This window comes from Caballeronia sp. LZ065 (assembly GCF_031450975.1).
Lineage (GTDB): Bacteria > Pseudomonadota > Gammaproteobacteria > Burkholderiales > Burkholderiaceae > Caballeronia.
This window is the reverse complement of sequence record NZ_JARUXV010000038.1, coordinates 1-476: the sequence shown is the minus strand read 5'-3', so window position 1 is coordinate 476 and position 476 is coordinate 1. Positions and strand designations below refer to the sequence as shown.

Below are 476 nucleotides of genomic sequence, written 5' to 3'. Positions count from 1 at the left end.
CACTGCCCCTCCCCGGGGCGGGGGTAACTTTCTTTGCGGCTGCAAAGAAAGTCACCAAAGAAAGCAGCTTTCTTAGCGCCCAAGGACCACCAAGCGGCGCGACACAGAAGCACTTCACTGGCCCGGCAGTAGCGAGTGCCCTCACAGGCCCCACCGGGCTTGGATCGCGGACCCACTGTGCAACCGCGCCCTCAAACAAACTGGTACAGCCCCTCAAAGCTCCGGCGCTGCGCTTCGCGCCGCCGTCCGGTCAATCGGGTCTGCCAGTGCTCTGCTTGCTGCTAACGCCTGCACATCATTGCTCTTGTCTCCCACCGGTTTCCCTTGCGTACCCTTCGGCAGCGCGTAGCGCTGGGCCGGACCTTTGAGGTGCTGCGCCAGTTCGTTAAACGGCAGTTTGTCCCAGTGGGTCCGCGATCCAAGCCCGGTGTGGCCTATGAGGGCACTCGCTAGTGCAGTGCCAGAAACTTGGTTCT

1 protein-coding gene is annotated in these 476 nt (G+C 62.2%); it reads right to left on the bottom strand.

Annotated features, from left to right (window positions below):
• Window positions 1-213: 213 nt before the first annotated feature.
• Window positions 214-476 (bottom strand): hypothetical protein (locus QCE63_RS35540; RefSeq protein WP_309839948.1); only part of this gene is annotated, 263 nt, incomplete at its 5' end.